This window comes from Bacillus pumilus, assembly GCF_900186955.1.
Lineage (GTDB): Bacteria > Bacillota > Bacilli > Bacillales > Bacillaceae > Bacillus > Bacillus pumilus.
The window spans coordinates 3,039,807-3,056,819 of the sequence record NZ_LT906438.1 but is presented as its reverse complement, the minus strand read 5'-3'; the positions used below and the strand labels follow the sequence as shown (position 1 = coordinate 3,056,819).

Annotated in this window: 18 protein-coding genes; 13 read left to right on the top strand and 5 right to left on the bottom strand. The window is 43.0% G+C overall.

The genetic code is table 11. The annotated features are described in order from the left end of the window. Positions 1-17: 17 nt before the first annotated feature. The 4 genes from CKW02_RS16090 (at position 18) to CKW02_RS16075 (ending at position 3,375) form a co-directional block, all read left to right on the top strand. Positions 18-1,034 carry a FecCD family ABC transporter permease gene (locus CKW02_RS16090; protein ID WP_003213394.1) on the top strand — a complete coding sequence of 339 codons (1,017 nt, stop codon included), beginning with the start codon at positions 18-20 and terminating at the stop codon, positions 1,032-1,034. Further along, entirely contained in the window at positions 1,027-2,064 is a 1,038-nt protein-coding gene (locus tag CKW02_RS16085) for a FecCD family ABC transporter permease (RefSeq protein WP_003212627.1), read from the top strand. The genes CKW02_RS16090 and CKW02_RS16085 overlap by 8 nt, the downstream gene beginning before the upstream one ends. A 21-nt stretch (positions 2,065-2,085) precedes the next feature. Beyond that, positions 2,086-2,805: an IucA/IucC family C-terminal-domain containing protein gene (locus CKW02_RS16080; RefSeq protein WP_003213057.1), complete on the top strand. Its 720-nt coding sequence runs from the start codon at positions 2,086-2,088 to the stop codon at positions 2,803-2,805. Positions 2,806-2,916: 111 nt separating this feature from the next. Beyond that, positions 2,917-3,375: a hypothetical protein gene (locus CKW02_RS16075; RefSeq protein WP_003212829.1), complete on the top strand. Its 459-nt coding sequence runs from the start codon at positions 2,917-2,919 to the stop codon at positions 3,373-3,375. A gap of 81 nt (positions 3,376-3,456) precedes the next feature. On the opposite strand, the gene CKW02_RS16070 is transcribed toward CKW02_RS16075, so the two are convergent. After that, positions 3,457-4,335, bottom strand: coding sequence for an endonuclease I family protein (locus CKW02_RS16070; protein WP_003213322.1), 879 nt, complete (start codon positions 4,333-4,335; stop codon positions 3,457-3,459). Between the two features lie 169 nt (positions 4,336-4,504). Between CKW02_RS16070 and CKW02_RS16065 the strand changes: the two genes are divergently transcribed. Next, positions 4,505-5,740, top strand: a complete 1,236-nt coding sequence (locus CKW02_RS16065; RefSeq protein WP_034620181.1) for a pyridoxal-phosphate-dependent aminotransferase family protein — start codon at positions 4,505-4,507, stop codon at positions 5,738-5,740. Positions 5,741-5,899: 159 nt separating this feature from the next. After that, positions 5,900-7,090 carry a tetracycline resistance MFS efflux pump gene (locus tag CKW02_RS16060; RefSeq protein ID WP_003213581.1) on the top strand — a complete coding sequence of 397 codons (1,191 nt, stop codon included), beginning with the start codon at positions 5,900-5,902 and terminating at the stop codon, positions 7,088-7,090. A gap of 53 nt (positions 7,091-7,143) precedes the next feature. Here the strand turns inward: CKW02_RS16060 and CKW02_RS16055 are convergent, their stop codons facing one another. Beyond that, the gene (locus CKW02_RS16055) at positions 7,144-8,301 is read right to left on the bottom strand and encodes an oxalate decarboxylase family bicupin (RefSeq protein ID WP_003213134.1); all 1,158 of its coding nucleotides are present in this window, start codon (positions 8,299-8,301) and stop codon (positions 7,144-7,146) included. A gap of 64 nt (positions 8,302-8,365) precedes the next feature. Continuing rightward, on the bottom strand, positions 8,366-9,526 hold the full coding sequence (locus tag CKW02_RS16050; protein WP_003213151.1) for a PucR family transcriptional regulator: 1,161 nt from the start codon (positions 9,524-9,526) through the stop codon (positions 8,366-8,368). A 320-nt stretch (positions 9,527-9,846) separates the two neighbouring features. Here CKW02_RS16050 and CKW02_RS16045 point away from each other — a divergent pair, with 320 nt between their 5' ends. From CKW02_RS16045 to CKW02_RS16025, 5 genes are all read left to right on the top strand, one after another. After that, on the top strand, positions 9,847-10,698 hold the full coding sequence (locus tag CKW02_RS16045) for a DUF72 domain-containing protein (RefSeq protein WP_003212748.1): 852 nt from the start codon (positions 9,847-9,849) through the stop codon (positions 10,696-10,698). A 63-nt stretch (positions 10,699-10,761) separates the two neighbouring features. Continuing rightward, on the top strand, positions 10,762-12,135 hold the full coding sequence (locus CKW02_RS16040; RefSeq protein ID WP_003213502.1) for a bifunctional metallophosphatase/5'-nucleotidase: 1,374 nt from the start codon (positions 10,762-10,764) through the stop codon (positions 12,133-12,135). A 67-nt stretch (positions 12,136-12,202) separates the two neighbouring features. Further along, complete coding sequence (locus CKW02_RS16035) at positions 12,203-12,508, top strand: YunC family protein (RefSeq protein WP_003213694.1); 306 nt, start codon at positions 12,203-12,205, stop codon at positions 12,506-12,508. A gap of 75 nt (positions 12,509-12,583) precedes the next feature. Further along, positions 12,584-13,348, top strand: coding sequence for a sporulation protein YunB (yunB, locus tag CKW02_RS16030; protein WP_372706105.1), 765 nt, complete (start codon positions 12,584-12,586; stop codon positions 13,346-13,348). 128 nt (positions 13,349-13,476) lie between these two features. After that, the gene (locus CKW02_RS16025) at positions 13,477-13,707 is read left to right on the top strand and encodes a hypothetical protein (protein WP_003212760.1); all 231 of its coding nucleotides are present in this window, start codon (positions 13,477-13,479) and stop codon (positions 13,705-13,707) included. 56 nt (positions 13,708-13,763) lie between these two features. Here CKW02_RS16025 and CKW02_RS16020 read toward each other — a convergent pair whose 3' ends face one another. After that, the gene (locus CKW02_RS16020) at positions 13,764-14,708 is read right to left on the bottom strand and encodes a M23 family metallopeptidase (protein ID WP_223251234.1); all 945 of its coding nucleotides are present in this window, start codon (positions 14,706-14,708) and stop codon (positions 13,764-13,766) included. 326 nt (positions 14,709-15,034) lie between these two features. On the opposite strand from CKW02_RS16020, the gene lipA reads away from it, so the two are divergent. Then, positions 15,035-15,931, top strand: a complete 897-nt coding sequence (lipA, locus tag CKW02_RS16015) for a lipoyl synthase (protein ID WP_034317455.1) — start codon at positions 15,035-15,037, stop codon at positions 15,929-15,931. Between the two features lie 38 nt (positions 15,932-15,969). Here lipA and CKW02_RS16010 read toward each other — a convergent pair whose 3' ends face one another. Beyond that, positions 15,970-16,605, bottom strand: coding sequence for a YhcN/YlaJ family sporulation lipoprotein (locus CKW02_RS16010; protein ID WP_003213612.1), 636 nt, complete (start codon positions 16,603-16,605; stop codon positions 15,970-15,972). 120 nt (positions 16,606-16,725) lie between these two features. On the opposite strand from CKW02_RS16010, the gene CKW02_RS16005 reads away from it, so the two are divergent. Further along, positions 16,726-17,001: a YutD family protein gene (locus tag CKW02_RS16005; RefSeq protein WP_003213192.1), complete on the top strand. Its 276-nt coding sequence runs from the start codon at positions 16,726-16,728 to the stop codon at positions 16,999-17,001. The last annotated feature ends 12 nt before the right edge of the window (positions 17,002-17,013 follow it).

Genomic DNA, 17,013 nt, shown 5'->3' with positions numbered 1-17,013 from the left:
TTGAAAGCGGGAATCAGATGAGAAGTTTATTAAAAAAGGATTCGAGCAAGGCGCTGCTGTTTGCTGGATTCGTCGTATTGATGGTGGTCTTTTTTATACTCAGCATTTCTCTTGGGCAAACCTCGATTTCCCTCAAAGCCACCATCCATGCGTTTCTTCATTTTGATGAATCGGATCCAAACAGTGTCATTGTCATGACATCCAGATTATCAAGAGCTTTAATTGCAACAGTTGTTGGATCAAGTCTAGCCATTTCAGGTGCACTGATGCAGGCATTAACGAGAAATCCGCTTGCAGCGCCAGATTTGTTAGGAATTAATGCAGGTGGACTATTTTTTATCGTCATTTCGATTGTTTTCTTTTCAACAGAGTCATTAACAGGCTATATGTGGACAGCCTTTTTAGGTGCGGCAATTGCAGGGATGCTCGTTTTTCTTTTGGGCTCCATTGGAAGAGATGGTTTGACACCGGTCAAAATTGTCCTTGCAGGTGCGGCGATATCTGCACTGTTTGCGTCCTTTACACAAGGTCTTTTAATCGTGAATGAACAGTCGATTCAAAGCATCCTGTTTTGGATGGCGGGTTCAGTGTCTGGAAGAAGCATTGATATGCTGCTGCCTGTTTTGCCTTATATTTTAGGTGCGACAGTTGTCGCGCTGCTTCTTGGACGCTCCATCAATGTCCTTTTGTCAGGAGATGATATTGCGAAGGGACTTGGTCAACGTACGCTGGCGCTGAAAATCACGATGGGAGTTCTCGTCGTCTTTTTAGCGGGTGGTTCCGTCGCTGTCGCAGGATCGATTGGATTTGTTGGTTTTCTAGTGCCGCATATTGTGAAAAAGCTTGTCGGACCTGACCACCGCTGGGTACTGCCGTATTGTGCCGTAGTGGGGGCGTCGCTTTTACTTGTCGCAGACCTTGCGGCTCGTTTTCTGATCATGCCGCAGGAAGTACCGATTGGTGTCATGACGGCGGTAGCAGGAGCGCCTCTATTTGTTTATCTCGTGCGCAAGGGGTTGAAGACAGGTGGCTAAAACATATACAGTGCGTTCAAAGGGCGGGCGCATTTCATTTCAATTTTCAAAGCGGACGTTTTTGATTTTACTTTTATTGACGGCCATTGCTTTTGGGTTATTTATTCTCAGTCTCTGTATGGGCAGCCGATTTATTTCGCCTGTGGATGTGCTTCTTCATATAATCGGTCAGGGAGAGGGAAATACCTTTGTGCTCAATACACTGAGGATTCCAAGAACACTGCTGGCTGTCTTAGTAGGGGCCGCACTTGCGGTATCAGGGCTCATTTTGCAAGGATTAATCCGCAATCCGCTTGCATCGCCTGACATCATTGGGATTACGAGTGGTGCTTCGTTCGGTGCGATTATGTTTATTGTCTTTTGGATGGGCACTGTGCCTATTGCATATCAATCCTTATGGGCGATTGCAGGTGCGTTTGCTGTCTCGTGTCTGATTTATTTGCTTTCATGGAAAAAAGGGGTCAAGCCGATCACACTTGTCCTAATGGGCATTGGGATTTCTGCCATTATGAAGGCGTGTGTGACGTTTACTCTTGTTCTTAGTGATACGATGACAACGACAAAGTCATATATCTGGCTGACAGGCAGTTTATATGGTTCTACGATGAAGGACGTCACGTCGATGCTTCCTTGGATCATGATCATTTTACCGATTGTCATGGTGTTAGCAAGAACGATGAATGTGAAGGAGCTTGGAGATGATCTTGCAACAGGTCTCGGGGTAAAAGTGCAGGCAAAACGGTTATTCTTTCTGCTGATGAGTGTGACATTGGCAGGGATTGCTGTTGCCTTTGCTGGCGGTATTGAATTTGTTGGACTGATGGCGCCGCATGTTGCACGGATGATCATCGGCCGTTCCTTCATTGCGCTGGTCCCGGCATCTGCGCTTGTTGGAAGTATTCTCGTGATGCTCGCAGATTTAGTCGCTAGAACGGCTTTTCTACCGTTAGATGTACCAGCAGGTGTATTCACAGCTGCAATTGGGGCACCGTTCTTTATTTATTTGTTATACCAGCAGAGAAATCGATAAACGAAAGATGGAGGTTTTGATATGAGGCCAGAGTGGGTTGAGAGAGAATTACTTGATTTCGGGGTACACATCACAAATGGACCAATGACATCTGATCGCACACTTGCTGCGCTTTTTTCAGAAGCATCTGTCCTGCGTTTATTAGAGGCTGAAAAGGAAGCTATGCATGCACCGAATGTGGCGGTAGCAGCGTCGATGTTTTCAAAGCGTTATGCCTACTTAGCGGTCAGTTCCTCTTTGTACATGATGACACTGTATGACGGTGTTTATCAGTTTCCACCAGAGGCATGTGTCTTTAGAGAGGATCGGAAAATCGAAATTGATGAGTCATTGTGTTCGTTTGTTCCATTAGAAGGAGATCGGAATGAATGGAGAGAGCAGGTTGTGCATGCGCTGTTTACGGAGTGTGTCACACCTCTTTTAGATGTACTGAAGCGTACGTCAAGACTTCCGTATACCATTTTGTGGGAGAATATAGCAGTTCGCATCAATTCTCTTTATCGCAGCATGATGCGAGAGGCTGAAGACCCTGCGGTGAAGCAGCGCGTGCGAGAGGATTATCTGTATCTGAAGCAAGCAGCTGGTGATGTATTTGGAGCAAAACAAAATCCATTTCATCACAGCTTAAACTTAGATGACAGTTTACTAGAAACATCCAACCGAAAGACTTGCTGTATGTATTATAAGCTCGAGAAAAAATCTGAGAGTCTCGATTATTGTCTTGTCTGTCCGCTAAAATAAAAAAACACCTTATACTGAAGGTGTTTTTTTATTGGTTTAAATAGTTAGGTGTAAAATTAAATAAAGTTTTTTTGTTATTTCATCATCTCATATTTTATGGAAGGAACTCATATGAAAAAAATTATAATATGTATCATTTTTATGATGACAATCATCGTGGGCTTGTTTTTTATTCAACCACTTAAAAACCAAATTTCTTTTCTTACAGTAAAAAATACAAATCTGACTGAATTAAAGGTAGGACATTTGAAGTTGGGGTTGAAAAAGGAAAAAAGCAGTGAAAATGAATGGATGAAAACTTCAAATTCAAATTATTTTAAAGTGAATAGAAGAAAAGAAATAGTGGCAATTTCTTTAGAAAATAATCAAAGTAATATAAACAACACAATAAATATTCATTCAACTAAGAAAGATATATATGATTATTTTGGTGAAAATACATACGGTAGAGACGATGACCAAGGATATAACATAATAGGTTATAAGGATTCGGAGCATGATATCAAAATAGAATTTTTCTACTTAGATAAAAATTTAGAGAGAATAATCATTAGTGAATTTAAGGAATAACGGAATATCCAGAATGTGTATGAGCGGTGAAGTCATTTTATTTTAAAAGGCACTGCTTGTTCGTAGCAGTGCCTTTCTTTTTTATTCCCAAATCGCACTTGCCCATTCTGGGTGATCGATAAAGGGATTGCGGTTGTTCTGATACGTTTCATAAATAATCTCGTTGCGGTTTCGTTCGATTTGATCGACAGGATCTTGTTTGTGCCACTTGAGAAGTACGGACATTTTGCCGTGAAGAGGGGCGCTACCATTATTCACTTTGTCGTTTAATTCTAAATCTGGAAAGCGGTCATCGCCCTCGTACCGCACCGCCATATAAAAGAGCATTCTTGCCACATCCCCTTTCACCCGGCTGTGAGGTTCGAATGAGTCGCTATCGTAAAAATTGCCCGGCGCTCCCTTGTATTCATTTCCGCCCAGATCAAAATCTAAATTTCCTCGTGTGCTATTCGTTTGCACGTCTGTTGCTCGCAGATGATGGAGATCTGTACCAGGGCCCTGGCTTGTCCCAAAATTGCCGTGTGACTTAGCCCACACATGCTCCCGGTTCCACTGGCCAACATTTCCGCCATTCGATTGCTTTGAGCGGGAGACACCGCTATAGAGCAAGAGCACGTTGTTTGGATTTTTTGGATCTTCATCTGTTTTCTTTAAGGCATCCCAAACTTGGCTGTAGGATAGCTGCTTATGATCATCAATAATATCGTGTAAAGCTTTCTTTAAAGCGGGTCCTGATTTGCCATTAGCAGATTGATAATAGGAATCGATTTGACTTGTAGCGGTTGTTTTCGCTTGTTGTGTAGATGTTTCGTTTTGAAGCTGTAACGGGGAAAATGTGATGGTTTGGCTCGGTTCATTCAAAGTAAAGCTTTGAGCATTCGCAGTTTGCGGCAGCGGGGCGGCTAACGTACCGAATATCATGATTCCGGCAGCCACAGTTCCAAATAAGGTTCTCTTCATTCGATTTCCTCCTTGATAGGGAATGTATTCTCTTTATTTCTATCATAATGTCAGAAAGAAATAAATGGATTTCTCGTAAATTTTATGTAATGAGTTCATAGGAAAAGAGATTGCTATTTTATCAGCATTACTGTATAAGTGGGCATATAGGATGACAGCAAGGGAAAGGATGGATAACGTGAAAGAACTGCAAATACCTTCAAGAACGATTATGACACCAGGACCTGTTGAAGTAGATCCCAGGGTGCTCCGTGTAATGAGTACGCCAATTCTCGGTCAATTTGATCCAGCATTTACACATATCATGAATGAGACGATGACCTTATTGCGGTCCCTTTTCCAAACAGAAAATGAATGGGCTTTTCCAATTGACGGCACGTCTCGTTCAGGGCTTGAAGCTGTGCTTGCCAGTGTCATTGAGCCGGGAGATTCGATGCTTGTGCCTGTCTTTGGCCGGTTCGGTCATCTTCTCATTGAAATAGGACAGCGCTATGGTGCTGAGGTACATACAATGGAATGTGAATGGGGAACCGTTTTTGACCCTAGCGATATCATTCAGGAAATGAAGCAGGTCAAGCCTAAAATCGTTGCGATGGTCCATGGTGAAACATCCACCGGGCGGTTGCAGCCACTTGAGCAAATTGGTGAAGCGTGCCGGGCACTGGATGCATTGTTCATTGTAGACGCTGTAGCAACCATTGGCGGGGTTCAGGTGAAAGTGGATGAATGGAAGATTGATGCGGCGATTGGCGGTACGCAGAAGTGCTTGTCTGTTCCATCAGGTATGTCCCCTATCACGTATAATGACCGGGTTGCAGCTGTCGTTGAATCGAGAAAGAAAGTGGAAAAGGGAATTGCGACACAGGATGAATTGCAGGAGCAAATGGATATTTCTCCAATTAAAAGCAATTACTTTGATCTCAGCCAGCTTCAGGATTATTGGAGCCCTAGGCGATTAAATCATCATACAGAAGCGACAACGATGCTCTATGCACTTCGAGAAGGGGTTCGTGTTGTGCTGGAAGAAGGTCTGTCTGAGCGTTTCCAAAGGCATGCATTTCACGAGAAAGCCTTGATGAAAGGCCTTGAAGCGATGGGATTTGAATTGTTCGGTGATCCACATTGTAAAATGCCAGTTGTGACATGTATTGAGATTCCAAGTGGTATGGATGGAGAAGCGGTACGTGCCGATCTGCTTAAGCATTTTGGTATCGAAATTGCCAGCTCCTTTGGACCGCTAGCCGGACGTATATGGAGAATTGGCACAATGGGCTATAGCTGCCGAAAAGAAAATGTGCTGTTTGTGTTAGCAGGGCTAGAAGCAATTTTAATCAAGCATGGTGCATCCATCCATTGCGGCGCAGGGCTTCAGGCGGCTCTTTCTATCTATGAACAAGGTGAATAAAGTCATAAGGATACTCGCTATTTGCGGGTATTTTTTATTTGGAAAAGAAAACTAAATTTTGAAAAACTAGACTTATAGACAGTGATATCGCTATACTGAAGAAGTTCTGATCATTTTTGTCATCATTTTCATTTATTTTGCAGAAAGAGGTTTTTTGATATGAAGAAAATGGGCAGATTATATATTTTGATGCTCAATATTTTTATTGCCATGCTTGGCTTTGGCCTCATTGTCCCTGTCATGCCAAGTTACATTGAAGCCTTTGGCGCAACAGGAAAAACACTCGGTTTTCTTGTCGCTGCAACAGGTCTCACACAGTTTGCTTTATCGCCGGTCGCAGGCGCATTGACCGATCGATTTGGACGTAGAAAATTGATCATTGCGGGGATTGCCGGCTTTACGATTGCCCAGTTTATTTTTGCATTTGCTGATCAGCTTTGGATGCTGTTTGTGTCTCGGTTTTTAGGTGGTGCTGCCGGGGCTTTACTCATGCCAGCCATGTTTGCATACATCGCTGATATCACAAGTGAGAAGGATCGAGGGAAAGGAATGGGGCTATTTAGTGCTGCAATGACGTTAGGCTTTGTCATTGGACCAGGCGTAGGCGGCTATTTGGTCGAGTACGGAATCGCTTTTCCTTTTCTCATCGCAGGTTCCTTTGCAGCTCTTTCTACCCTATTGTCCATCCTGTTTTTACCTGAAACATTAACAAAGGAAAAGCAGGAAGAAGCGAGGTTAAACAAAGACATTCATTTCAACCCGTTTGTACAAATGCTGCAAGCTTTAAAGACATCCTACGGTTTTTTGTTTATATTGGCGTTTGTCCTCAATTTTGGCATCATTCATTTTGAATCGATTTTCGGCTTATATGTAGACCAAAAACATGGATTTACACCGAAGGATATTGCGTTTGTGATTACGGTTGCGGGTCTTGCAGGCGTGCTTGTCCAAGGTGCGTTGGTGAATGCCTCTGTGAAACGATTTGGTGAAATGCGCGTCGTGCGTTATGCACTGCTAGGAGCGGCTTTGATGCTCATCGTCTGCCGTGTTGCGCCGTCCTTTTGGCTGATCTTTGCAGGCTCTATTTTATTTTTGTCGGCTACATCATTTGTTCGTCCAGCCCTCAATACATTGCTGTCCAAAATGGCAGGTAATCAGCAAGGAGTAGCGGGTGGCCTCAATACATCCTTTATGAGCCTTGCCAATATTGTCGGACCGAGCCTTGCGGGCATTTTATTTGATGTGAATATCGAGTTTCCTTTTATGCTCGGAACACTGGTGCTTTGCATAAGCTTCATTGCATCCATCGTGTGGGGGAAAAAAGTGCAGCATCCTTCGACAGTTTCTTAAAATTTGTTTATAAAAAACCGATCAGTACGGCTTGATCGGTTTTTTGATGCGCATCATCTCTTATATTTCACGACAGGTGATTTTTCTTTATGAAGCGCACGAATCATGGCATCATCTACATGCAAATGCTCTTTCACTAATTGAGGAGGTGTTAAGGCCATCCACTGATTCAACGAAATATCTGCAAAGCGATCACTTTTAAACATTTCTAAAAACCAAAGGCTCGTTTGGCCGATATTTTGGATGTAATGTCCCATACCAAAAGGAACATATCCGACATCACCTGCTCTGTAATTAAAGGTGCGGGCAGTGCCCCCGGCTCCAAAGACCGTCATTTTGGCTGTACCGGTTAAATAGTATTGCCACTCATCATTATTAGGGTGCCAGTGCATTTCTCTCATGCCGCCAGGCTTTACTTCAACAAGCGCAGCTGCAATGGTTTTTGAAACAGGGAAGTTTCGTGAATCGACAATGCGGACAGTTCCCCCAGAGGTCGTCAGCGGTTTTTGGCGAAGCAGCTGGTACGTAAATGGCGGCTCGATGCTTCCGTATGGATCAGATACCGTTTGGCTTTCTATTGATGCTGGCGGAGAGCCTTGAAACATGTAGCGCTGCTTATTCGGAATATGGTCAAATAGCTTCTCAGGAACGCCAAAATTGTCGGAGAGAATGTTTTTCGGTGTATGGGCAAACCAGTCTGTGATGGTGAACGTATCAAATTCAGAAAAAGCGCCATCATCAAAGACTAAAAGAAATTCACACCCGTCCTCAAGTCCTTGAATGGAGTGCGGAATACCTGGGGGGAAATACCATAAATCTCCTTCTGCTACATCAGCGATCATATTTCGCCCTTCTGCATCTACAGAGGTGATGCGGGCTTTTCCTAAAATCATATACGCCCATTCAGCCTGCTTATGCCAATGGAGCTCTCGCACTCCGCCTCGAGTCAGCCGCATGTTGACACCCGCAATCGTTGTGGAAACAGGCAGCTCTCGCTTCGTAATTTCTCTCGACCAGCCGCCATGATTTAAATGCATATGTGTATCGGAATATGAAAATTTTAAATTAGGAATGATTCCGGCATCGGTTTTAGGTGGAACAAGCATATCTGGGTTCTCGATATCTCGAAGGACGTCCCGCGGGCCTAGATCGGTGGCACCAGCACCATCCTCTCGAATGGGCTGCGGGATGTGACGCAGCTCATCATCCATTTATCATCCCTCCTCTTGTATCATTTTTCTCCTCCAAACTATATGAAACTTCGGAAGAAAACATTCACTCAGGATGGGGTGAAAGAAGCATGTGAATACGTAATGCTAAGCGCAGCCTTAATGTGGTTTCAGGGTCTTTTAAGCTGATCCGCAGCAGCTCCTCACACTTCTCCAATCGATAAATGACCGTGTTGCGATGAATAGACAAACGTTTCGCTGTTTCTGAAATGTGGCAATGCGTTTCTAAATAGACAGATAAGGTGTGGAGGAGATTTTGACCGGCTTCATATAACGGGTGAAGGTGCATCTGGTGAAACGTGACTAAATCCTTTCTTGGAATAAGCTTTAATAAATCTGGCACATCCTTTGCCTGATAGAAGTGTATATATTCCGACTGCGCCGAGAGATGTCCGGCTTGAAGCGCTTCTAATGCTTCTCTGTACCCCTCAGACAGGTAATTGATGCGACAACTAGTCAAGCTCGCGCCAAAGGAAATGGTGTGATTCACTTGAATGCTAACGAGCATCTGCAGCTGTTTCAAAAAAGAAAGGAGTCTGTCACTCATCTCTGACCAACTGCCCGTCTCTTCCATTAATACAATGCCCATATCACCTTTGACAAATAAAAAGGAAGGGAAAGGAGAGCTTGGAAGTGCGCTGTCGAGCAGATCAACGACTTGTTCTAACATCAGTTGCTGCTTCAAAAAATGAGTGGTCTCATGACACTGATCAAGCTGACAGATCATACATAGATAGCTGCTATCTACATTTAATCCAAACGCCTTCGCAATGTTTGCAGCGTCTTGCTGAGAATACGATGAACCCTCTATCCATCTGCGAAATCCTTCATTTCTGGCACGCTTGGCCGTTTGCTGGGCAGAATATTGTCTCATTCGCGCAATCGAGATTTCGTGTACTGCTTGTTCAATGATGACTTGCAGTGTTTCATCCAGCGGAAGGATGAAGGAAGGAATGACCACATACTCACATGTTTGTTCGGTTAGATCAATCGGAAAGACAGAAAAGGTTTGCTTCGTATCTATTATTGAAAAATAATGGGGTGTCCGGCTTTTGAAAAAGGGGAGAATGCGAATCCAATCTGGGCTCGTGATGATGATGTGCGAGTTGCAGAGAAGGCGCCCATGCTGGTTACACAAATAGACAGGCTTGTGAATCCTTTCGGCGATTCTTTGCAATGCTTCAAACTGGTTATCGTCTAAGTTCATATCCACTAAGTCTCCTTTATTGAGAACTTTAGTTCTTGGTGAAGATGAATAAATAAATGGACAATCACTGTTCACTTCTCTGATATGCATTTTATGTTATCAGCTCAAATCATTTAAGATAGAAAGTTGTCAACTAATATCACAAACAAACAGAGTTCTTGATAAAATCACGCACCACCAGTCATCTTCATTCAGAATTACCGGCAAATATGATATGTTGTAGACAGAAGAATTTCTTTCAGAAAGATGGGTATGACAAGAGAAAAAGGCTTTCATGTGAGGAAGCCGTCTATACATGAGAGTGGCAAGAGGTGAGAAACATGATTTATATCGGATTAACTGGCTGGGGTGACCATGACAGTCTTTATCCGCCGAAAATCGGCAGCGCGCAAAAGCTGTTTCACTATTCGTCTACGTTTCCCATTGTGGAGCTGGATGCCAGCTTTTATGCAGTTCAGCCTGAACGTAATCATGAAAAGTGGATCAAGGATACGCCAGATACCTTTCAATTTGTCGTGAAAGCATATCAAGGAATGACCGGTCATCAGAGAGGCGAAATTCCGTTTGCTTCGAAGGAAGAGATGTTTGACGCATTTATTCTTTCATTGACTCCGCTTATTCGTGAAGGGAAACTAGCCATGGTTCTATTTCAATTTCCACCATGGTTTGATTGCAAAAAAGAGCACGTCCTTTATTTAAGATGGTGTAAAGAGAAGATGGGGGACATTCCGTGTGCCCTCGAATTCCGTAACCGCACATGGTTCTCAGATGAATTTTATGAGCAGACCTTGTCCTTTATGGAAAAAGAAGGCTGGATTCATTCTGTTTGTGATGAGCCGCAAGTTGGAGAAGGCTCCATTCCGCCAGTCATACAAGCTACGCACCGTGATAAAACTTTGGTCCGTTTTCACGGAAGAAATAAACAGGGTTGGCTTCACCCTGCAGATCATGAAAATTGGCGTGAAGTGCGCTACTTATATTTATATAATGAAGCTGAATTAAAAGAGTGGAAAAAGAATCTCGACATCCTGCATCAGCAATCAAAAGATGTCTATGTCGTGTTTAATAATAACTCCGGCGGAGATGCAGCGGCGAATGGTCAGCAGATGATTGATTTGCTGGATATTACGTATTCAAGCCTTTCTCCGAAGCAGTTAGATTTATTTAGTTAAATGAGAGCTGCGGCTTTCAACTTGAATGAGACGGTTCAGTGACAACTTGAGGGAGAGATCAACATGCTGCAGAAGCTATGGTTATATCATACAAACGACTTGCACAGCCACTTTGAGAACTGGCCCAAAATCGCAGCTTATATTGAGGAAAAGCGTCAAGTTCACGATCAGATGCTCTTGTTTGATATTGGCGATCATATGGACCGAGTGAACCTTGTGTCAGAAGCTGATTATGGAAAGGTAAACGTCAAGCTTCTCAATCAACTTGGCTATGATGGGGTCACGATTGGGAATAATGAAGGCATTACGCTGCCTCATGATCAGCTCGATCAATTATACGAGCATGCACAATTTCCAGTGATCCTGTCTAATTTATTTGAGAAAGGCAAAAGGCCAGCGTGGGCAAAGCCCTATCATATAATCCAAATGGAAAACGGACTGAAAATATGTCTCTTAGGCGTGACCATTGCGTATACACCTGTCTATGAAAAGCTGGGCTGGGAGATTACAGATCCGTTTGACAGCATACGGGACATGCTGCAGGAAGTGAAGGGACAAGCGGATATCATTGTGCTCTTATCCCATCTTGGTATTATCCATGATCGGGAGGTCGCCCGTGATTTTCCTGACATCGATATTATCCTAGGCTCACACACGCATCATTTGTTAGAACAGGGTGAAATGGACAATGGCGTACTGCTTGCATGCGCTGAAAAGTATGGGCATTATATTGGCTGTGTCGAGCTGACCGTTGACACAGCGAGCAAAGAGTTAATCGAGAAAAAAGCAACGGTGCAGTCAGTGGAGCAGCTGATCAGTGAATCAGATGAAGCGATCACAACCTTACAGCAAGCAGGGAGAAGAGCGAAAGCCCTCATGCAGGAAAAAGTAACCGCGATTGAGTCAAGGTTAGAAACGAAGTGGTTTGATGAATCCCCGCTTCCGCAGCTCTTAACAGATGCCATTAAAGATTGGTGCGGGGCAGATATCGGCATGATGAATGCAGGTATGGTGCTTGATTCATTAGAGGCAGGAATCGTGACTAGAGAAGAAGTCCACCGAATCTGCCCGCACCCAATTAATCCAATTCGGGTGACGCTTACCGGTCAACAGCTCATCGAAACCGTTCGGCGTGCCTGTGAAGAAAAAATGGAACAGCTACGCATCAAGGGCTTCGGCTTTAGAGGTGAGCTGATGGGGAAAATGCTGTATAGCGGCCTCACCTATACAGTAGAAGAAGGTGAAACCAAACGAGTAAAGGATGTTTTTGTGCATGATCAATTGATCAGAAAAGACGCCTTATATACGGTTGGCACAGTCGATATGTATACATTAGGCTCTCTATTTCCTCATATCCGTGATCATGAACACATTGAATATTTCATGCCGGAATTTTTACGTGATGTGCTTACTTGGCGCCTGAAGGAAGCCACATGAAATCCGCTTTAGCCTAACAACACTCCCCCTCTTGTCACATAGATTGTGATGAGAGGAGTGAAGGGATTTGGTGAATTTAACACCTATTAATATTGATGGACATTCCTTTACAGCCGTCACCGTCCAATTGCCGAAGACGAATTTTATGGCAGTGACAAATGAACATGGGTATATTATGTGCGGTGCACTGGATGTCGGGCTCTTAAATGAAAAGCTTGCAGATAGAGGTATTATCGCAGGGAGAGCAGTTGGTGTGAGAACGATAGAGCAATTGCTTGATGCCCCTTTAGAATCTGTGACATACGCTGCAGAAGCGTTAGACATTACAGTTGGAACCATTGGAAGAGACGCCTTATTAAAAATGGTGAAATAAAATGAAGAGATGATTCCTATCCCCCCGCCTGTCTGCATACACTTGTAATGGAGAAGGGGGGATTTTTTATTGAGAATGAACCGCCGCTATCGCCCCTATAAAAAGGGCCCTTTGCCATTCCGATACGTCATGCTGCTTGCGATCTTATTCTTTGTACTCTCAACCGTCATAAGTCTATTTTTTATTAACCGCTCCATTAAACCAACCCTTATTCACATTGCTGAACTAGAAACAGAGCGTATCGCCAATCATCTGATTCAATATTCCGTCCAAGACTTTGCAGAAGATCAGGAGAATATGAAGGATATGGTGGTCATGAATACAAGTGAGAACGGAAAAGTAACGACCATCGATTTTAATGCGCAAGCAACATCGAAAGCAATGGCTGACCTGTCACGTCATCTTCAAAAAAATTTAGAGGACATTGAAAAGGGGAATTTTCAAAAAGAGGCAAAAGAAGCATTAAAGGATCAAACAGATGGACATGACGGCATTATATATAACATTCCGCTTGGGCAAGCGTCCGGAAATGCACTCATCGCCAACCTAGGACCAAAAGTGCCTGTACGGTTTAGTCTCATTGGCGATCCGCATACGGACGTTGAAAAAAACATTAAGCCTTATGGCATCAACAATGCCTTGATTGATATTAGTGTTCTAATTGAGGTCAAGGTGAGAGTCATCATCCCGTTTGCATCTGAAACAATCGTAGTCAAAAATTCAGTTCCCGTCTCCATCCAAGCCGTTCAAGGAGATGTACCAGATTATTACAATGGCAGCGGAACGAACTCAGGCGCCCCATCGATTGTTCTCCCAGAGAAAAAGGAGAAGAAAGAATAACAGCCCAAGGAATGATTGGGCTGTTTTTTGATGTGCAGTCATTGGAAATAAAAACCTCATTCACTACTTGATTCCATATAGATGAATGTGTCATGATCAATTTTAATTGTTATTAGGGGGGGAGCTTTATGAAGAAACTTTATGTAAGTGGTATTTGTTTTTTGGTTTTTGCTATAGTATTTAGTGCTAAATATATCACAGCATCCATTTTACTGGTCAGAAATGAAAGCTTAAGTATCGATATTTTTAGAGGTATGTTTGACATGATTCCATTGGAAGTAACCGTTGTGTATTTCATTTTTCTCATCATGGGAATTCTATTTTTAATTTTAGGTTTGAAGGAGAAAAATGAGCAGTAACTTGCTTAGACATGAAAAAGGAGAAGGGTGCGAAAACGCTAAACTTCTCCTTTTCTTTAATGTCGTTTTCGCTCAGCTCTTTCCCACGCCCTTAAATGAGGGTATGGATCAAAAGACCATTCAGTTCTGCCGTTGTCTTTATACATGCCATAGTGAAGATGCGGCGGAAATTTTCCTGCTGTGCCTGGGGGGCCATAACCGGAGCTTCCGACAGATCCAATGACCTGTCCGGGTTCAACAATTTGACCTGTTTTGAGTCCTTTTGCAAAGCCATTTAAATGAGCGAAGTAATGATAATGGTTATGAATATCTCGAATCCCAATCCGCCAGCCGCCAAAGCGGTTCCAGCCTTTCATTTCAATCACACCATACGATGTCGCACGAACGGGAAGTCCATAATGGGCAAATAAATCCGTACCCTCATGAATTCTTCTGCCTCCAAATCCTCTTGCATCTCCCCATGTACTCCGGTAGCTGTAGTCAGCTCCGACTGGAAGAGGGAAAGCGTGCTTTCCGAGGTCAAGATGGCCATAGTGCTGATATAGCTTCATAAAAGATGAAATGATTCCAACGGTTTGATCTCGTCCATAATAGTCCCATAAAGCAATTTTTAATTGATCAATGCTGTTGCCGTAATGAAGCAAGTATTGAGCAAACGTGAATAATACATCCTCATCGTCATCGCTGTTCGCTTTTCCATCCCCGTTTCCATCAAGTCCAATTCCATCAAACACTTTAATGCTTAAAGGAGAGGTATCCTGCTTATTCGGGTTTTCAGGGCCGATCCACATTTCCCGGGGAATGTAGATGCCAATGACGCCTTTTTGTTTCGGTAAATCTCTTCTGCTTTTTCGAATATTGTGCTCATACTGATCAACCGCAGCAAGTACATACCATGGAACTTGTGTCGTGATGGCGACTTTTTCGTAAAGTGCCATTCGCTGCTTCAGTACATCTGGCTGCTTGCCTTCCCCCTGTGCATGAACAGGTAAAGGAAGCATTGAAAGAGCGATCATGATGGCTAAAACCACTTTCACAAACGTCCATCTCCTTTCATCAAGCATCGTCTTCTACCGTTTAGTGTGGTTAGATCACCCTATTTCATAAGAAGAAAATGTTAGTAATTTTCTTGTGATTTTTTAGGAGGCTTTTGGGTATTTTTGCAGCTCATTCCCTTGTTGTTCAATCTGTACTATGTTAAAGTGTCTAAAGAAAAGGCTTTAGGCCGAAGATTCAATTTTTTGCAGCTTCTTAGCTGCATCCATCGTATATAGCAGGAAGATTTTTGTAGATGCACCTTTAACGAATTCATATGGAGATGATGGAATTGGCAAAGAAGGAAGAGCACGTAAGAAAACCGGACTGGCTTAAAATTAAGCTGAATACGAATGAAAACTATACCGGTTTGAAAAAAATGATGCGGGAAAACAACCTGAATACCGTTTGTGAGGAAGCAAAATGTCCGAATATTCATGAATGCTGGGCAGTGAGAAGAACCGCTACATTTATGATCCTTGGATCTGTTTGTACGCGCGCATGCCGTTTCTGTGCGGTGAAAACTGGACTTCCAACTGAGCTAGACCTGCAAGAGCCAGAACGCGTGGCAGATTCAGTGGCTTTGATGAACTTAAAGCATGCTGTCATAACAGCGGTTGCAAGGGATGACCAAAAGGATGGCGGAGCAGGTGTGTTTGCTGAAACCGTTCGTGCCATTAGAAGAAAAAGCCCATTTACGACAATTGAAGTTCTCCCTTCAGATATGGGCGGCAATTATGATAACTTGAAGACGTTAATGGACACACGTCCTGACATTTTAAATCACAATATTGAAACAGTTCGCAGATTAACGCCAAGGGTTCGTGCGCGTGCTACATATGATCGTTCATTAGAATTCTTGCGCCGTGCAAAAGAAATGCAGCCCGACATTCCAACGAAATCAAGCATTATGATTGGACTCGGTGAAACGAAGGAAGAAATCATTGAAGTCATGGATGATCTTCTTGCTAACAACGTCGATATTATGGCGATTGGTCAGTATTTACAGCCTTCGAAAAAACATCTAAAAGTTCAAAAATACTATCATCCGGATGAGTTTGCAGAGCTGAAAGAAATTGCGATGTCAAAAGGCTTCAGCCATTGTGAAGCTGGACCGCTTGTGCGCTCTTCCTACCATGCAGATGAACAAGTAAATGAAGCGTCTAAAAAGCGTCAGGCGCAAGCATAACAAGAAAACGCCAGAGCTCTCTGGCGTTTTTTCTCGTATTAATTTTGGCCGTAAGGGGCATTTCTTCTCATGGTACGGTCGGAATTCGTCATACCATTTGCATCTTCTTTCGTAGAAATATCTCCACCTTGAGGAGAATATTTCATTTGTTGAATTGTTTTGGTTAAGATTTGATCAAAATCACGTGAATTGGTTTGAAGACGTGAAAAATTGGCAATGGATTGAAAGTGCTCTGGATTATCAGAGACGTATACATGATAATAACGAGGGAGAACAGAAACCGCCGTTTTCTTTACTTGATCGGCAGATTCTTCCCGATTTTTGTTTCCTGTTTGATACACAATCAGTGCATCCTCATCTGTCACAAGTGTGGCTGCATCTTTGATGTTTGGCAGCTGCACAGTTAAACTTGTAATGACGTGGGCAAGATGCTCGCGATTTAAAGCAGGTGTTCTTTCTTTCTGATCCGTTACTTGCTGGTGCTGATAACGAACATACCCTGCTCTGTTTGTGTCTGCTTCTGGCATGTTGGAATTATTTCCTTCATGACGATCCGACAGACGGATGGTTTTACTTGAAGAATCTTCATCCACTTGCCGGTTCATACCTGATTGAAAGCCGCACCCGCCTAAAAGCATGCTGAGAAGAATCGCGGCTGTCAGTTGTTTCTTCATAAATGTGACCTCCTTTTTTCTTTAGCTTCGGCTAAATCGGAAAAAACATGCTTTAGCAATTGATGGAGTTCTTCCAATGAATTATCATTAAAGATGGATCGTTTAAAAAGAGGTGAGAAGATGATCGTCATTCAGAATGCTACTTTTGATCTTGTAAGAGATATTAAAGACGGTTTTGATGAAGAAGCGTTTAAAGCAAGGTACTCAGATATTTTAAATAAGTACGATTATATTGTGGGGGACTGGGGCTACAATCAGCTGAGATTGAAGGGGTTCTTTGATGACCAAAACCAAAAGGCCACATTTGATACAAAAATCAGCACACTCGATGAATACATTTATGAATACTGTAATTTCGGCTGTGCCTATTTTGTCTTAAAACGAATCAGAAAATAACGCAAAGGGGAG